Below are 14,280 nucleotides of genomic sequence, written 5' to 3'. Positions count from 1 at the left end.
GTCTAATACATTTTGACCCGTAACTTTAATTTGAGAAATAGTATTACCGAATGGAAGAACAGCAATTACACTTCCTTTTGTAATAGGTTTGTCTTTAGCGATAGTTTCACGTAAACCACCACCATTTGTTACTGCTATATCAGTTTTGTTTTGGAATCCAGTTTGACCATATTCATATAGTGAATCAGCTACTACATTTCCTAAGTTAGTTTCGCGTACACGAACATTTTCACGAGTACCACTTAATTCAACAGGGCTATTTTTCACTACAACTACAGCATTTTCTGCGTCATATTTCGCTTTAAGTTGATCAACTAATTTTTTCACCTCTGCATTAGGCGTTACATTAGTAGTTTCTGAAGCTTTAATTAGACTCGGAGTTCCTAATAAACTATTTGGTTTTAATGTAACTTTACCAATGTTGTTTAAGTAACTTCCTGTTTGATTATAAGTAACGTTGTCTCCATATGTTTTTGATTCTACTGTGTGAGAGTGACCATCGATTACTACTACACGTTTTCCTTTTAATAGAGGACTTTTAGATAGTTCATCAGCAAGAGTAGAACCTCTCCATTCATTTGGAGTTGTAGTATCTACACCTAGGTGAGCTAGAACAACATAAGTTTTATAATCGTCACCAGTAGCTTTTGCTTTTGCTTGAATTTCTTTAACTACATTTAGTACTTCTGGAATAGGGTCTTTAAACGTTACACCTTGAACATTTTTAGGGTGTGTTTTGGTAGCAGTTTCTGGTGTTGTTACCCCAATAACAACAACTTCATCACCTTTAACATTTTTATCTTTATCAATAATTGTTGAAGCTTCAAATAAACGTGCTCCGTTTACATAAGTATTTGAGCTTAACAGAGGGAATTTTAAAATCTCTTTATATTTTTTTGCTTCATCTAAACCGAAGTCAAACTCATGATTACCTACTGCCATAGCATCATAATTCATTTTATTTAAAATTTCTGCACGAGCTTCCCCTTTTGTTGAGTTAGAGATAGGTAACCCTTGGAATGCATCCCCTGCATCTAGAACTACTGTTGTTTGATCTTTTTTAGCACGTTCATTTTCAATTACTGTTGCTAATTTAGCATCACCAACAACTGATGTATTTTTATCACGACCTTTTTCCTCTACGATACGTCCGTGAACATCATTAGTGTGAACTAATACTATATCTTTTTCAGTTGTTTTTGGTGCAGATGCTGATGATGGCTCTGCAGTGTCAGTTGGTTTCGATGATGGTGTTGCATCTCCTGTTTTTGGAGCTACTGGAGCCTCAGATGGCTCTGATGATGGCGTTGCTGCTGATGGAGTTACTGGCGCTGTTGGCGCTGATGAAGGTGTTGACTCATCTGCAAATGCAGCTCCTCCTGAAGTTGCTATTGCTAACCCTACTATTGTAGCTGACGCTAATGTGTAATTTTTTTTCTTCATAATAACTTTTTTTCTCACTTTCTTATTTATAATTTAATATTTACATAATATCACAATAATACGTGTTTTTCAACTAAAATTTAAATATTTTTTTATGATAACGATTTAAAAACGTACTATCTTTAAATTTAAGTTTATAAATATTATTTTGAAAAATAAAAAAGGGAGTGACTCGACAAAATCCTGATTTCTAAGAAACAAGACTTTTCGAGTCACCCCTGCTCACTTTATTGGATATCTAAAAAGCTTTTATAAAGCGAATTTAGATATCAATAAACCACTGCGTCTATGGGTTCTCATATACACTTTTTTTATTATTTTGGGTCAGCCCCCTTCAATCTATCTATTTAAACATCCTTAAAAGCATTCTATCGCTTAATCTTGGGAATAATTGACTAATTTTAACAGCTAAAACTAATATAAAGGGTAAGTTTACCTCGCGTTTTTTCCCTTCTATACCTTTTATTATTTTACTAACGACAAGTTTTGGTGTTAATGTCTTGCCACCCATTGCTTTTTGATAACTCTTATCTTCATCAGCAATATTAAAGAAATTAGTAGCTACTGGACCAGGATTTACAGTCATTACATGAACATTATCTTTTTTTAATTCTAAACGCAATGCATTGAAGTATCCAATTAGAGCAAATTTAGTTGCAGAATATACAGAGCTCTTAGGCGTTGCTATTTTCCCAGCTAAAGAAGCAATAGTCACTATTGTTCCAGATTTTTTTTCTCTCATTCTTTTTGCAATCTCAGTAGTTAATTGAATTGTTCCTATAACATTCGTATCAAACATGTTTACTACATCTGCATCACAAAATTCACTAAAGTCCTTCATAATACCATAGCCAGCACCATTAACAAGAATATCGATATCATTAACAATCGAAAGAAGTTGCTCTACTTGTTCTTGAGATCCAATATCTACGCTATAGACCCTAGTTTTTACATTCTCAAAGCCTTCACATTTTTTTGCAACTTTTTCTAGCGCTTCTTTTCTACGTGCTACTAATATCAATTCTACATTACCCTTTTGTGCATATTGATGTGCTAGTTCACGACCTAGTCCACTTGAGGCACCTGTTATTAATATTTTTTGTTTATCATTTTCCATTTAATATCCCTCTCTTATCCGTGTTTTGCAGCACAACTACATTGTCCTTTTAGACACCTACACGTAATAACATCTTCTGCTGTCTCTCTTTTTTGTTTCAGTAGCTCTATAATCTCATCTATATTACTTTTACTTAAATTGTCAGTTTCTATTATATTTTTTACTATAATATGAGTTCTTCTTTCACAAATTCTCTCTAAAAAATTTTGTGTTAATATATCTAAACACTCATCTTCTATGCAATTAGCCGAATACAGAAATTTATTTCCGTGTTTTCTCGTTGATATAAAACCCTTTTCTACTAATCTTGACAGTAAAGTCTTAATAGTTGATGGAGTCCAAGATTTTTCTTCTCCTAGAGTATCAATCACAAATTTACTAGTTGTATTTTTATTACTCCAGACTACTCGCATTACTTCCCATTCAGCTTCCGAAATATTAATTACCATTTATTATCTTCCTTTTTCTCAGTTACATCTGTAATTATAATACTATTTTAAGCATATAATGTCAATTCATAAAAAAGGAGTGACTCAAAAATCGTGATTTCAAAGAAATAGATTTTATTAAGTCACCCTCCTGTAAAGTTTATTAAATACCTAAAAAAAAACTTTTATAAATCAAATTTAGATATCAATATAACACTGAGTCTATAAATTATAATATACACTTTTTTAAATTTAGGACTTTTGGATAAGCCACTTAAGATTTTTTCTTAATTGAATGTCTAATAACTGTTTTAAGCTTCTCCAGAGCTGTTTTTCCCACGTCAGATACATAAATCTCATGATGAAATCTATTCTCATTTATATCTAATTCATAACCTTCAGAAATCATATATTCGTACACCTTATCAGCAGGTTCTACCTCTGAATCATATAGTTATATATCCTCTATAGCTGATTAAAGATACTAGCCATACTACTTCTCCAAAATAAAAATTATCCTATCTGATTCAGCATATTCTTTATTATTTTTATCAAAGTCACAGAAATAATCTTTAACTTTAAATCCAATATTTTGAATTTCAGCAAGGATACTTTCAATTTCATAAGTTCTTTGCGAATGAAACTGTTCTAGTTTTCTATATAAACCATTATTTTCTTTTATAAAGAACGACAGTTCACTCTCCACTTCTAAAGGATTCTCTGTTTCATATGTAAACCACAGATAACTAATTTCCTCATCTTCATAACCAAAAACTTGTTTTTCTAGCATATCCGTAACTTTTTTTGGAGTGTGGATATCAAATACAAATTTTCCACCTTCTTTTAAAGACGAGTATACTTCCTTTAATCCAAGTTTAAATTCTTCAAAATCCGATAAATAATTAAAAACATCAAATGTACTTAATACAAAATCAAATTCCATATTCAACGATGAAATTTCTAATAAATCCATCGCAAAATAATTACAACCAGGAACTTTCTCACTAGCTATAGCTAACATCTGTTCACTATTGTCTACCGCGAATACTTGTCCATATTTTTTCAGTGTTGGTAGCATTACACCACTACCACAACCTAAATCAAGAACTAGAAGATTTTCTCTATCTTCTAATTCTTGACTAATAATATTTTTATAAGCATCGTAGTCGACATCCATTAGTTTATCATAAACAATACTTAAATTTTCGTACATATTATACACCTTTTATAGGATATTTCTCAAATAGTGCATCTAACTCATAGTATTCTCTGTCGTCACGAGTCATGATGTTTACTACAATATCACCTAAGTCCATTAGAATCCATTTTGCTTCTCTTAGACCTTCTGTGCTATGAATTTCTCCACCATTCTCTAATACTTGTTCTCTTACTTCTTGTGCAATTGCTTCTACTTGTCTATTTGTAGGTGCGTGACAAATTACAGAATAATCATATAATACTCCCGCTTGAGTTAAGTCATATGCAACGATATCATAACCATGTTTATCATCACATGCATCTACAACAACTTTTAATAAGTTTTCTACTTCCATTTTCATCCTCTTTCTTTATTTTATTTTTTTATAATATGGAACATTACCACATATAGTACATCATCTTCTGGGTATCTTTTTGCTAGTTTATTGATTAATTGATCTAGAGTAACATCATAATACTTAGCATAACGTTCTGTTAAAGTATCTCTTGTTACAGGTTTAACTAAATCAACTTCTAGTGTAGCAAACACTGTATCAGGATCTTCATAAGTCGTAGCTTCTAATAAATCACCTTTTTTGAAGTGAGCTTCACTCTTATTTCTAATCGTGATTGTTTTTTCATCAGCTAAAATTTTATCTTTATTTTTTTCTTTAAATCCAACACGATAGTTTTTAATATTATAATAGTTATAACAATTTAGTAATGATGGATAAATCCTTTCATCATTATCAATTAAATAAACTAACGTATACTTAGCAGCAAGTCTTACCGCTTCATCCAAATCATATTGAGATACTTCTGTAACCTCTTCTAAATGTGGGTGTTTTCTTTGTGGATCAGTATAATCAGCTATGAAGATTATTTTTTCTAATAATGTCATGTGCTTTCTACCGAATGTGTGGTTAGCTACAGCAAGTTTAACTTCCTCATCCGCTACACCAAATTCTTCTTCGATAAATGCACTTGCTACAGGTCCATGAAGCACTTCTACTGGGTAGTCTAATAGTTTCCCATCTAAATTATGTAAAATTACATATTTTTTCATTAATACTTCATCCATTGGTTTACAAACATCATGTACTAATGCCGCTAATGCTGCTTTTTCTACGTTTGCTCCATGAATTTTCGCAAGATGTTTCGCTACTTCCACAACTCTTAATGTGTGCTCGTATCTTTTTTCTGGTAATATTTCTTTCACTCTATTTTGAATTTCTTGATATTCCATATAAACCCAACTCCTCTATATATGACCTACATTCATCTGTAATCATATACTTAATACTTTTCTTATTTTTTAAATTTTTCCTAATTAAACTAGAACTTATCTCAATTATTGGTGATTTCATTATCTCATAATTAATAGATTTATAAAACTCATCCCCTTCTACTACTTTATATAAATCCTCTTCATCACGAGAAACAAAAATAAATGTTACAAGTTTTGCTAGTTCTCTTATATTATACCATTTTTTTAAATCTTTGGCTCTATCTGTTCCAATAATAAAATAGATTTTTTTATTTTTATACAATTCACTAAAACACTTAACAGTATTATAACTATAACTTACACCCTCATTTGATATTTCATAATCACTAACTTCAAACTTTAAGTTACCTTTAGTACTTAGTTTCGTCATCTCAAATCTATTTTTATCACTAGCTTCAAGTTCTCTACCTTTTAACGGTGTAATATACGAAGGAATAAAAATTACTTTCTCTAAATCATAAGTATCTAATGCTGTTTCGGCAGTGATCAGATGACCAATATGAATCGGATCAAAACTACCACCATAAAGCGCAATTGACATCTTACTTCACCAACTCTATTTTTCTATACTTTTCCTTAGAGCTTTGTTTATATAATACAATAGTATGTCCAATTACTTGAACTAATTCAGATGAAGTACGCTCTGATAAAATTTTTGCAACTTCATCTTTATCTTCTTCACAGTTTTGTAAAATACTAACTTTTAATAGTTCACGTTTCTCTAACGCATCTCTAATCCCTTGAATCATATCACTATTCACACCTGATTTCCCTACTTGGAAAATTGGTGATAAATGATGAGCCAATGCTCTTAATTGTCTTTTTTGTTTTCCTTTTAACATCTTATCCTCTTTTCTTTTACTATATTATCGATTCACGTACAAATACTTCGATTTCTTCTGGAACATGAATATCAATCTTGCATCCACTATCGCTATTAACCGTAATCCATCCTAATCCAGAAATCACAATATCCATCTTTCTACTGTCGATAGTGAAACTTTTCTTAACTTGATTGCTGAAAATAGAAATATTATCCTCAAACGGCGGTTTTAATAATGTTCCTAAGTGCTTTTCAAATAATTGATCTGCATTACTTAATTTTGTACGATGGATTTCTATTAAATTGGATGCATATAATGTGAAACTTTGACGCTCACCTTCTACAAAATCCATTCGAGCCATACCACCAAAGAATAAACTTTGCTCAGCATTTAACTGGAATACGCGCGCCTTAATCTCTTTTTTAGGCATTACTAATTTTAGACTTTGCGCATCTAGATAATGAGCAATATCATAATCTAGTATAATTCCTGGTGTATCATAAATACTAGTAGCACGGTCTAAAGGTATCTCAATCATTCCTAGTGTTGTTCCCGGAAAGTGAGAAGTTGTAATTACATTCTTGTCTCCTGTTGTAAGCTCGATAAGTTTATTAATAAATGTAGATTTACCAACATTCGTTGCTCCTATTATATAAACGTCCTTTCCATTTCGTAATTCATCTATACGACTTGCGGCTTCTTCAACACCTTGATTTTTTATCGCACTAATCAGAAGAATATCTATAACTTTTATCCCCTTAGCTTTTAGCATTTTAAATAACCATTGTTTAACTTTATTAGGTTTAACAGATTTAGGTAATAAATCTAACTTATTAGCTACAAGTACGATATCTTTATTGTTCCCTACAATATCAATCACGTCTTCAATCCAACTTCCAGAAAAGTCAAAAATATCTACTACTTTTACTATTAATGCATCTTTTTTTGATAATGTTTTGATAAGTTGATAGAAATCTTCAGCTCCAAGTTGCACATCAGACACTTCATTATAGTTTTTTAATCTAAAACATCTTTTACAAACAAGGTTACCATCGATACTTTTTTCTACTACATTCTTTGGTAAATAACCTTGTTTGTTCTGATCTTCACTTTGAATCTCAACACCACAACCTATACAATAAACTTTATTACTCAATATTGCCTCCATTTTCTTTCTTATGTTTTAATCTATATCCTACTTTTTTCATTTTAGGGAATTTTTTTCTTCTTGTTAAATTTTGAATTATTAATCCTTCAAAAAACCTATTAATTCTAGTTTTGAAAGCATCAGTTTTAGAAATAGGTTTTACTAGCACACTCATAGCCCCAAAACTTTTAGCTCCTAGTACATCAGTTAATACTTGATCTCCTAAGATAATCGCTTCTTCTGGTTTCCTATTTAACTTTTGCAATGCTCTCTTGAAACCAATTGTTAGAGGCTTTTTAGCTCCAGCTACATATTGAAGATTTAACTTGCGACAAAACTCCTCAACACGTTCTTCTGTATTATTAGACACGACGATAATATCAAAACCAGCTTTTTTCATTTTCTTTAGCCATTTATTTAATTCTTTAGTATCTTTCTTACTATCCCATGATATTAAAGTATTATCTAAATCCGAAATAATAACCTTCTTGTTGTGCATATTCATATACTCAACATCAATAAACTCATACTTTTCTACAAAATCATCTGGTGAAAAATATCTTTTTAATACCATTTTCTTTTACCAATAGCCTATAAAATAGTAGCTATTTTCTCTCCCATCTTGATTTCTCTATTTTCTAAATTCTCTTCAAGCAGTATATTATCTTTTTCAAATAATAATACTACAGTAGAACCAAACTCAAAGTATCCCAACTCTTCCCCTTTTTTCACATAAATACTTTCATATGTTGGAATGATAGAATTTACATTTTGAGCACCTACTGGAATTAATGTATAGTTGATTTTTCCACTAAGTTTATATACTTGTCTGTAATTATAACTTAGTATGTTATCTCCTAATTCTAGACCAAGATTGTTAACGGGATACGAATATTTACCTAAACTATATGCATCCTTTACATGGCTACTCATCGGGAAGTGAATACGGTGATAATTCTTTGGACTAAGATATATTATCATATATGTACCATCTTTATATTTATCAGCTAATTCACTATCTCCCACCAAAGTTTGAACATTGTAAACTTGATTTTTCACAACAAATGTACTGTTTTCGCCTATAACACCTACTTCTGAAATAACACCATCAGTTGGGCTTACTAATGAATCTTCATCCTGGTTAATTGGTCGAGCATCGGGACGTAACTTTCTAATAAAGAATTCATTTAAATTTTTAAAATCATCAATCTCATCTAACATCTCGTCAGTATTAATATCAAATACCTTAGCGAAAGGTTGAATCATTAATCTACTTAAATTAGACTTCGTTAATTTTTTTAGAGCTTTTGAGCTCATATTTCCATTAGTTAATTCAACACAAAGTTGAAACATTTTCTTTTTTAACATACCAGTCTCCTTATTGAATATCATGTTATATTTTACTATAAAAGTCCATTAAATACAAATATTGCAAAGAAAAACCTTTAAAATAATCATAATTACCACGTCCTACATAGAACTTTTGATTTACCATAAATTATTATACTATAATTTTTATATTATTACATTTTCTCCAAATTCTAATTATATCAATATTTTATTTCTATACGTTATCATTGCTGATAATATAACATTTGTATATTCAAGTAAAATAAAAAATTTTTGTTATACAATATTGATTTTAGTATCATAAAATTGTATAATAAAATTATAAAGATAAGCAAGGGAGTGAATGACATGACGTTAAATAATAAAGTAAAAGAAAACATTATTTTAACAACTGTCCAAAACGTTTGAACTAAGGGCTATTCTCTGACAAGTGTTCAGGATATCATAAAAAAAGCTAAAGCCCCTAAAGGAAGCGTATATTACTATTTTCCAAAAGGAAAAGATGAGATTTATCTAGAAGCTTTGGATAAAATCAACAGCAATGTAAAAAAAGAGTTTAAAACAATTTCTCCTAAGTTAGGGACTTTAGAGGAGTATTTAACAACTGTATTCGAACTTTTTATATCAAAAGGTAAAGCATGTAAACGTAGTGGTTTTTCTCTTACATTATTAGCGATGGAGACTGCAGAACTTTCTCCAATAATCGCTGAAAAATGTAGTGATATATTAGAAAATTGGCGTTTACTTCTTGCTGATGGACTATTTGATAGAAATCTACCGGAAGATGTTTGTAATCCTGTTAGTGAATGGTTATTCACTAGTATTCAAGGTGCATTAACTGCAAATAGAATTCATAAAGACGAAGCATTTCTTTTGAATATAAAAACCTCAATTAAATTTGTTTCTACTACTTCTCCTGAAACACTTAGAGCAATATTCTCTAGGGCAGATGAAGACGAAATAATTGCATAAGATAAGAACCCACGAGAAAACTTCTTTTTTCGTGGGTTTTGTTTCATTAAAAATTTACTTCAGCTCGTACTACTGCATCTCCTCACTTAATATACTGCTTCTTTTCCTTGGTTAATTTGCTAAAAATATACTCAGCTTGAATAAAGAAAGAGATTACTAAAAATAGAATTTTATTATAAATAATTATCCAATTCTTCAATACTTACTTTCAGTTCTTCTGCAGCTAACTCTCTGTTGATATAACCTCTTTTTAGTAAAGAAATAATTGTATTTATCTTTTCTTCAACTCGTCCTTCAGCTCGTCCTTCTTCTTGAGCATAAGCTAATGAAGCCCAGTAATGGTCTTGTTGTCTTGTTATTTCATCATACATAAGTTTCTCCTCCTTACTCAAATTTCTAAGATTTAATAAATTATCAGCTTGAATAAGAATATCATCCGGTTTGCTTGTGTACTGTTTATTTCCGAAAAATTCTAGCCATCTAATTTTCTTATAATCGTTGTTCAAACCTTCTTTATATTTTTTTAATTCTAAAAATACTATTTTCAATAGTGGCATTTCTTTAGTATCACTATCTACATATATTTTTAATTCGGTGTTTCTTGTTTCTTCTTTGATTAAAAAAGTACTTATAGCTTCATCGCCATCAAAATAATTTTGATCGACGATAGCTGCTACATAAACAGGTGGTAATTTTTTATAAATAGCCAACTTTTCTTCTTCGTTTTGTTTTAATTTTTCGATATTTTCATTAACCTGTTTACACAGATATGCCCAAATACGATTAACGAAAAATACTTGCTTAGCTAGTTGAACTTCGATAATCACCTGTGCATGGTTATCTAGTTCAACAAGAATATCTACTGCTATATTAAAATCCAACACGACATTACTATTTGCAGTAAAGATTTGATTTCCTTCTATAATCTTTGCACTTTTTGCCGGTAAATCAAAAATATCTTTTACAAACTGTAACGCTACTTCTTCATTACGAAATATTTTTTTACAACTAAATCATTGATAGGTTTTATATATAATTCTTTAATTATTTGCCATTTTATGAGTTACTATTTCTATATTTTTATTTACTTCAGAAATTAATTCTCTTGTCTCTACTAGTATATTTTTAGATAAACTCCCAGAAACTATTTTTTCTTGAATTTCAATCATTTTATTATGAAGGCAATTAACTAAGTTTAATAAGTCTTCTCCCTCTTTCTTTAATCCGATAAGCTTATATGCTAACTTTAGATTATTAAAAGAGTACACTGGTATACTAGCTATAAACTCTTGATTTTTTTCTACAGAACTTTTATTAGAATCTTTTAATTCGTATCCCCTATTATTATTAATTAAAAAAGCAATTTCTAGATTATTCAACTTCATTTCTTGTAAAATATTAAAATTATTTTCGAATATTTTATTTTTTTTATCATTCAAATATTTCTTTTCAGATAATTTTAAATTAGCATAGTATGTTATCCCTCCACCTACTAGAACACCAAGTATACCTTGCATATTTTGTAACAATGTAATCATAATATATTATCTCCTTTAATTCAAATTAATTTATAAAACAAAATTAATTATATTTACTTCATACACTTTTAATCTAAAAGATTAAGCCAAATTAAACTATACTCTACTATAAATTAATTTTTTACTATTGAATTTAAAGAATAGTTTATTTATTTTTAAATATAGTTCTTTATTTTGTTTATTAATTAAATTATATCTTATTTACTATATTAAATCAAGATAATACATAGTATTGATATAGTAAAATAAGTAGACACAAAAATAAACAATATAATATAATAAAATAGACACAGAAAGGATGTATTTCAAATGACTAAAAATATCTATGATGAAGATTTTAAAAAATCCATAGTTAGTCTATATCAAGATGGTAAGACTCAAACTCAACTAAGTAAGGACTATGGTATTTCTTTGAGTACCACTAATAACTGGGTGAAACAGTATTCTGAGATTAAAACTGAAGATAGCGATGTATTTACCGCTAAACAAATAAAAGAACTTCAAAAACGAAATGCTCTATTGGAGGAAGAAAATCAAATTTAAAAAAAGGCGATTGCCATCTTCACTCCACACTCAAACAAAGATTAAATGCTATTTTCCCCCTTAGAACTCAACACAATATTATACTTTTATGTAAAGTATTCAACATTAATAGAAACACATACTATAAATATATCTCAAGTGATGTACCTCCTAGAATTGAAGAAAATCAAATGATTTCTAGAGTTATTTTAAAAATTTTTTGGACAAATTTAACGTAGTTCACTCTCTTTCTAAAAAAGAATATCCTTCCGATAATACTTGTTGTGAATCTTTCTTTAAGTATCTAAAGAAAAAGAAGTGCAATAGAAAAAATTATCACTCTATAGGAAAATTAAAACTTTCTTTATTTGAGTACATTGAGGGATTTTACAATCTTAAAAGACCACACTATTCATTAGGTCTTATGACTCCTAACGAGAAGGAATTAGCGTTTTATGGACATTAAAAATTTATTTTACACTGAGCCTCTCTTGATGTAGTTCTTAATGTGGAAAAAGTGGTATTGCCACATTTCCCTCACAGGATACTACATCTATTTCTCAGTATAAAACAAATTTCACTTGAATTTTTTAAACTAATTTTCATATTTTCATATCTATTTACTTGATTATAGTACAGTACCATTCTTTAGATTCAACATATCTTATAGTTTTTTTTCTAGCAAATCCACACATACTAATTGAAGAGGTTCAGTAATTCTATCTAATTCTAATAAATTAGCATTAAAAATTAAAAAATTAGCAGGAATTTGTTCACCATGAAAAAATTTACATCTTAAATAATACCCATATTTTAATATTATAAATCGAATAACATCTGTATTCTTTTTGTTTTTTTTCTTGATTTCACTGTCAATATATCCCTTTATATTATCATACTCTTTTGGTTCCATTTTATTTTTTTGGTAATCTAATACTTTTTTAAAAATACATAATACTCTTTTATCATTGAAGGAACGAACAGATTCAATCATACTTTTCACCCCCCCTTGCCTTAAAATATTATTGTAAATCATACCATTAACAAAGTATTTATCTAAATAATTATAGTCAACCTCATCTGCAAATTTTATACTTTTTTCATATAGCTTACTATTTTCTTCTAAATCTTCTTTTAATTCTTTTAACATGTCAAAATCTTTATGTTTATTAAAAATAACTCTTATTAGAGTATTAAAACATTTCCATGTATAATCAAATTTTAAATCTTTATATTTATAAGACATTGTTAAGTTCATTAATGCATTCATCATTGTATCGGAGATATATTTTTCACCAAATAATTTCTCACTGTTAATTTCCAAAGATTTTTTTTCACTAAAAACTTGCATTATACTATCTTCTGAATATGCTACTACTTTATTACCATTTTTAAAAACTTTAATACTATTAACTTCAAAACAATCTATATTAAAGTAAACATATAAAAGAGATTTCACTAAACTATAGTAAAAAGTGCTGTTCTTAGACTCTAATAGATTTTTACTTTCATCAATTTTACTACGATTCCCTGATATTTTAATTGTGTCTTTAGAATATTCCACTTTATCATAGTAATTATTACCTTTCTTTGAATAATAAATAATTTTTTTATTTATCTTATCGTCTAATTTTTCAGGAAATAATTGTTTACTGATTTTTATTATTATCATAAACTTCATCATAAATTTACCTTTCTAATTTTTTAATTATTTTAATAACACATCTTCGGGGATTAGTACATTTAATTAAACTATATATCATAACTCCATAGTTTATCACTTAGAGAAAATATAAAACCGCTATGAGCACTTGGTGTACTAGTGTTTACAGCGGTTATTTTTTCGGGGAAATTTGTTGTACACGAATTATAAGGAATACCTATTTAATTCTTCATGTTTTACTATTCCTTTTTTCCATGTTAACCCTAATAACCTATTTAATAATTTCAAATCTTCACTCTCTTATAACCTATATTAATCTTAATGAAATATCTAAAAAGATTTTACAAATTGAATTTTGATACCAATAAATCACTGCATCTATGAGTTTTCATGTAAACTTTTTTTAATTCAGAACTTTTGAAAAATTCCTTTAAATTCTTTATATTTCAACTTACTTTTACTCATTAAGTTCCCAGCGACCATTACGTCCTCTACCTACATACTTAAGGATATCTATTTCTTTTATAGCCCTTTCAATAGTCTTTACACTAACTCCAGCTTCTTCGGCAATGACTTTTCTTGTAATCTTATCATTGCTTCTTATTTTTTCTTTGATAAACTCTATGAGAACTACCTTATCACAAACGACTCCCTGAGCAATTTCCTGAGAGGTGCCACTATGAGCATCACACTGAACGGCATCTTGAGAAACACCATGAGTATAATTCTGAGCGTCATTCTGAGCGTCATTCTGAGCGTCATTCTGAGCGTCATTCTGAGCGTCATTCTGA

Annotated in this window: 16 protein-coding genes and 3 pseudogenes; 3 read left to right on the top strand and 16 right to left on the bottom strand. The window is 29.1% G+C overall.

Translation table 11 applies throughout. From position 1 onward, the window contains the following. From RWQ74_RS08020 to RWQ74_RS07965, 12 genes are all read right to left on the bottom strand, one after another. On the bottom strand, window positions 1-1,443 hold a 1,443-nt coding region (locus RWQ74_RS08020; RefSeq protein ID WP_314397767.1), incomplete at its 3' end, for a 5'-nucleotidase C-terminal domain-containing protein. Window positions 1,444-1,786: 343 nt separating this feature from the next. Next, window positions 1,787-2,560 (bottom strand): SDR family oxidoreductase, encoded by a 774-nt coding sequence (locus RWQ74_RS08015; protein WP_314397766.1) that lies wholly within the window; start codon window positions 2,558-2,560, stop codon window positions 1,787-1,789. Window positions 2,561-2,574: 14 nt separating this feature from the next. Continuing rightward, the gene (locus tag RWQ74_RS08010; RefSeq protein ID WP_314397765.1) at window positions 2,575-3,009 is read right to left on the bottom strand and encodes a CopY/TcrY family copper transport repressor; all 435 of its coding nucleotides are present in this window, start codon (window positions 3,007-3,009) and stop codon (window positions 2,575-2,577) included. A 253-nt stretch (window positions 3,010-3,262) separates the two neighbouring features. Further along, complete coding sequence (locus RWQ74_RS08005; protein ID WP_314397764.1) at window positions 3,263-3,409, bottom strand: hypothetical protein; 147 nt, start codon at window positions 3,407-3,409, stop codon at window positions 3,263-3,265. 72 nt (window positions 3,410-3,481) lie between these two features. Further along, a complete protein-coding gene (locus RWQ74_RS08000) occupies window positions 3,482-4,201 on the bottom strand; it encodes a methyltransferase domain-containing protein (RefSeq protein ID WP_314397763.1) in 720 nt (239 codons plus the stop codon). 1 nt (window position 4,202) lies between these two features. Continuing rightward, window positions 4,203-4,541: a ribosome silencing factor gene (gene rsfS, locus RWQ74_RS07995; protein ID WP_294681889.1), complete on the bottom strand. Its 339-nt coding sequence runs from the start codon at window positions 4,539-4,541 to the stop codon at window positions 4,203-4,205. A gap of 20 nt (window positions 4,542-4,561) precedes the next feature. Then, window positions 4,562-5,431: a bis(5'-nucleosyl)-tetraphosphatase (symmetrical) YqeK gene (gene yqeK, locus RWQ74_RS07990; RefSeq protein WP_314397762.1), complete on the bottom strand. Its 870-nt coding sequence runs from the start codon at window positions 5,429-5,431 to the stop codon at window positions 4,562-4,564. Further along, window positions 5,406-6,014 (bottom strand): nicotinate (nicotinamide) nucleotide adenylyltransferase, encoded by a 609-nt coding sequence (nadD, locus tag RWQ74_RS07985; protein WP_314397760.1) that lies wholly within the window; start codon window positions 6,012-6,014, stop codon window positions 5,406-5,408. Before nadD ends, yqeK begins: the two co-directional genes overlap by 26 nt. A gap of 1 nt (window position 6,015) precedes the next feature. Further along, window positions 6,016-6,315: a ribosome assembly RNA-binding protein YhbY gene (yhbY, locus tag RWQ74_RS07980; protein ID WP_003147122.1), complete on the bottom strand. Its 300-nt coding sequence runs from the start codon at window positions 6,313-6,315 to the stop codon at window positions 6,016-6,018. A gap of 19 nt (window positions 6,316-6,334) precedes the next feature. Further along, window positions 6,335-7,453 (bottom strand): ribosome biogenesis GTPase YqeH, encoded by a 1,119-nt coding sequence (gene yqeH, locus RWQ74_RS07975; protein ID WP_314397759.1) that lies wholly within the window; start codon window positions 7,451-7,453, stop codon window positions 6,335-6,337. Next, window positions 7,446-8,018 carry a YqeG family HAD IIIA-type phosphatase gene (locus RWQ74_RS07970; protein ID WP_314397758.1) on the bottom strand — a complete coding sequence of 191 codons (573 nt, stop codon included), beginning with the start codon at window positions 8,016-8,018 and terminating at the stop codon, window positions 7,446-7,448. The genes yqeH and RWQ74_RS07970 overlap by 8 nt, the downstream gene beginning before the upstream one ends. A gap of 17 nt (window positions 8,019-8,035) precedes the next feature. Then, window positions 8,036-8,812, bottom strand: coding sequence for a phosphatidylserine decarboxylase (locus tag RWQ74_RS07965; RefSeq protein ID WP_314397757.1), 777 nt, complete (start codon window positions 8,810-8,812; stop codon window positions 8,036-8,038). A 405-nt stretch (window positions 8,813-9,217) separates the two neighbouring features. Between RWQ74_RS07965 and RWQ74_RS08735 the strand changes: the two are divergent. Together RWQ74_RS08735 and RWQ74_RS07960 are read left to right on the top strand one after the other, a co-directional pair. Continuing rightward, a pseudogene (locus tag RWQ74_RS08735) lies at window positions 9,218-9,304 on the top strand (TetR family transcriptional regulator); the annotation flags it as partial. Between the two features lie 12 nt (window positions 9,305-9,316). Further along, window positions 9,317-9,766, top strand: coding sequence for a hypothetical protein (locus RWQ74_RS07960; RefSeq protein WP_314397756.1), 450 nt, complete (start codon window positions 9,317-9,319; stop codon window positions 9,764-9,766). Window positions 9,767-9,939: 173 nt separating this feature from the next. Here RWQ74_RS07960 and RWQ74_RS07955 read toward each other — a convergent pair whose 3' ends face one another. After that, on the bottom strand, window positions 9,940-10,764 hold the full coding sequence (locus RWQ74_RS07955) for a PD-(D/E)XK nuclease family transposase (protein ID WP_314397768.1): 825 nt from the start codon (window positions 10,762-10,764) through the stop codon (window positions 9,940-9,942). Window positions 10,765-10,806: 42 nt separating this feature from the next. Next, the gene (locus RWQ74_RS07950) at window positions 10,807-11,304 is read right to left on the bottom strand and encodes a hypothetical protein (protein ID WP_314397755.1); all 498 of its coding nucleotides are present in this window, start codon (window positions 11,302-11,304) and stop codon (window positions 10,807-10,809) included. Window positions 11,305-11,613: 309 nt separating this feature from the next. On the opposite strand from RWQ74_RS07950, the pseudogene RWQ74_RS07945 reads away from it, so the two are divergent. Next, window positions 11,614-12,292: pseudogene (locus tag RWQ74_RS07945) on the top strand (transposase). 198 nt (window positions 12,293-12,490) lie between these two features. On the opposite strand, the gene RWQ74_RS07940 reads toward RWQ74_RS07945, so the two are convergent. Together RWQ74_RS07940 and RWQ74_RS07935 are read right to left on the bottom strand one after the other, a co-directional pair. Beyond that, window positions 12,491-13,498 carry a hypothetical protein gene (locus RWQ74_RS07940; protein ID WP_314397754.1) on the bottom strand — a complete coding sequence of 336 codons (1,008 nt, stop codon included), beginning with the start codon at window positions 13,496-13,498 and terminating at the stop codon, window positions 12,491-12,493. 448 nt (window positions 13,499-13,946) lie between these two features. Then, window positions 13,947-14,280 (bottom strand): annotated as a pseudogene (locus RWQ74_RS07935) (hypothetical protein); the annotation flags it as partial.

The sequence above is a fragment of the uncultured Gemella sp. genome (genome assembly GCF_963525165.1).
GTDB lineage: Bacteria > Bacillota > Bacilli > Staphylococcales > Gemellaceae > Gemella.
This window is presented reverse-complemented; position numbering and strand designations above follow the sequence as displayed.